Annotated in this window: 2 protein-coding genes; both read right to left on the bottom strand. The window is 71.1% G+C overall.

Going from position 1 to position 3067, the window contains the following annotated elements; all coding sequences use genetic code 11:
* On the bottom strand, positions 1-2063 hold a 2063-nt coding region (locus tag CLV37_RS26760), incomplete at its 3' end, for a bifunctional aldolase/short-chain dehydrogenase (RefSeq protein WP_106215784.1).
* Positions 2051-3067 (bottom strand): sugar isomerase (locus CLV37_RS26755; RefSeq protein WP_106215783.1); only part of this gene is annotated, 1017 nt, incomplete at its 5' end. The genes CLV37_RS26760 and CLV37_RS26755, both read right to left, overlap by 13 nt.

The following is a 3067-nucleotide window of genomic DNA, read 5'->3' as shown; positions in this document are numbered from 1 at the left end:
AGGAAGGCGGCGGCGACGCCGGCGTCGACGGGGACGTGCAGACCGGTGGTGTGCGACAGGTCCCCGGCGGTCAGGACGAACACGGCGTTCGCGACGTGCTCGGGTAGGACCTCGCGCTTGAGCAGGGTCCGCTGGGCGTAGAACTTGCCGAGGTCGTCCTCGGCGATGCCGTAGGTCTTGGCGCGTTGCGCGCCCCAGCCGCCGGCGAAGATGCCCGAGCCGCGCACGACGCCGTCGGGGTTGACGCCGTTGACCTTGATGCCGTGCTCGCCGAGTTCGGCGGCCAGCAGCCGGACCTGGTGGGCCTGGTCGGCCTTGACCGCGGAGTAGGCGATGTTGTTCGGGCCGGCGAACACGGAGTTCTTGGAGGCGATGTAGACGATGTCCCCACCCAGGCCCTGGGCGATCAGGACGCGGGCCGCGGCCTGGGAGACGAGGAAGGAGCCCTTGGCCATGACGTCGTGCTGCAGGTCCCAGTCGCGCTCGGTGGTCTCCAGCAGCGGTTTGGAGATCGACAGGCCGGCGTTGTTGACGACGAGGTCCAGGCCGCCGAAGGCCAGGACGGCCTCGTCGATCGCGGCGCGGACGGCGTCGGGGTTGGACACGTCGGCGGCGACGCCGACGGCCACGTCGGTGCTGCCCAGTCCATCGGCGATCTCCTGGGCCGCGGCCTGCGCCTTGGCCAGGTCGAGGTCGGCGATGACGACGGCGGCGCCCTCGGCGGCCAGGCGGGTGGCGATGGCCTTGCCGATGCCGGAGGCGGCGCCGGTGACCAGGGCGATGCGGGTGGCCAGCGGCTTGGGCTTCGGCATCCGCGCCAGCTTGGCTTCTTCCAGGGCCCAGTACTCGATGCGGAACTTCTCGGCCTCGTCGATGGGGGCGTAGGTGGAGACGCCTTCGGCGCCGCGCATGACGTTGACGGCGTTGACGTAGAACTCACCCGCGACCCGCGCGGTCTGGGCGTCCTTGCCGTAGGAGAACATCCCCACGCCCGGGACCAGGACGATGAGCGGGTCCGCACCGCGGATCGCGGGGGAGTCCTGCTCGGCGTGGCGGTCGTAGTAGGCCCGGTAGTCCGTGCGGTAGGCCTCGTGCAATTCCTTCAGCCGCTCGACCTGCTCCTCGACCGTGGCGGTGGGCGGCAGGTCCAGCACGAGCGGTTTGACCTTGGTGCGCAGGAAGTGGTCCGGGCAGGACGTGCCGAGCGCGGCCAGGCGCGGGTGCTCGGTGCGGGACAGGAACTCCAGGACCACGTCGGCGTCGCTGAAGTGCCCGATCTGCGGCCTGTCGTGCGAGGCCAGGCCGCGGATCACGGGGGCCAGGGCGGCGGCGCGGGCGCGGCGTTCGGCCTCGGGCAGGGGGCTGAACCCGTCCAGGACGGGCCCGAAGGGCTCGGGAACGGAGTTCTCCCGCAGGTACGCCTCGGCGGTCTCGATGATCCACCGGGAGTTCGCCTCGGCCGCCTCGCTGGTGTCGCCCCAGGCGGTGATGCCGTGCCCGCCGAGGATGGTGCCGACGGCCTGCGGGTTGGCTTCCTCGATCGCGGCGATGTCCAGGCCGAGCTGGAAGCCGGGACGGCGCCAGGGGACCCAGACGACCTTGTCGCCGAAGACCTGCTCGGTGAGCTTCTCCCCGTCGGCGGCGCACGCGATGGCGATGCCGGCGTCGGGGTGCAGGTGGTCGACGTGGGCGGCCTCGACCAGGGCGTGCATGGCGGTGTCGATCGAGGGTGCCGCACCTCCCTTGCCGTGCAGGCAGTAGTCGAATGCGGCGACCATCTCGTCCTCGCGCTCCACCCCGGGGTACACGTCCTTCAGCGCGCGGACGCGGTCCAGGCGCAGGACGGCCAGGCCCTTCTCGGTCAGGGTGCCCAGGTCGCCGCCGGAGCCCTTGACCCACAGCAGGTCGACGTCGGTGCCGGTGACGGGATCGGTGGCGGAGCCCTTGGCGGAGGTGTTGCCGCCGGCGTAGTTGGTGAACCGCGGATCGGCGCCCAGAGCGTTCGACCGCGCGATCAACTGCTCGACGGTGCGGTTCTCGGGTGTGGTGTTCATGCTCCCCATCCGGCCTGGGTGCCGCCGACGCGTTCGGCGGCGACCTGCTCGGCGTACCCGGACCGCTTGAACGCCGCCATCGGGTCGGGGTCCAGGCCCATCGACTCACGCAGCTCGGCCAGCAGCGGGCGCACGTCGGTGTGGAAGGCGTCCATGAACACGTCGTTGGCGCCCAGGACGTCCCCGGCCTGCTGCGCGGCCGTGAGCGCGTCGCGGTCGACGAGCAGCGCCTTGGCGGTGGCCTGCTGGACGTTGGTGACCGAGCGGATCTGGCCGCCGATCTTCGCCTCGACGTTGTGGCACTGGTCCAGCATGAAGTTCACCCCCCGCCCGGCCGGGTCCCAGCCGGCATCGGCAGGGGTGCCGGGCCGCAACGCGTCGGCGCGGACGATCTCGTACATGATCCGGAACAGCTGGAACGGATCGGCGGCCCCGGCCATCAGGTCGTCGTCGGCGTAGAAGCGGGAGTTGAAGTCGAACGCCCCCAGCCGTCCGGCGCGGATCAGTTGCACGACGATGAACTCGATGTTGGTGCCCGGGGCGTGGTGGCCGGTGTCCAGGACCACCTTGGCCCGCTCGCCCAGGGCCAGGCAGTGCAGCAGGGAGGTGCCCCAGTCCGGGACGTCGGTGGCGTAGAACGCCGGCTCGAAGAACTTGTACTCCAGCACCAGGCGCATGTCGTCGTCCAGCAGGGCGTAGACGCGCTGCAGGGACTCCGCGAGGCGGTCCTGGCGGGCGGACAGGTCGTCCTGGCCGGGGTAGTTGGTGCCGTCGGGCAGCCAGAGCTTGAGCTCCTTGGAGCCGGTGGCGTGCATGACCTCGACGCACTCGGCGTGGTGGGCCACGGCCTTGTCCCGCACGCGGGCGTCGGGATGGGTCAGGGAGCCGAACTTGTAGTCGTCGTCCTGGAAGAGGTTGGCGTTGACCATGCCGATCGTGACGCCCAGGTCGGCGGCGTGGGCGGCGAGCTTGCCGTAGTCCTCCACCAGGTCCCACGGGATGTGCAGCGAGAC

Source organism: Kineococcus rhizosphaerae (genome assembly GCF_003002055.1).
GTDB classification, from domain to species: Bacteria; Actinomycetota; Actinomycetes; order Actinomycetales; family Kineococcaceae; genus Kineococcus; species Kineococcus rhizosphaerae.
This window is presented reverse-complemented; position numbering and strand designations above follow the sequence as displayed.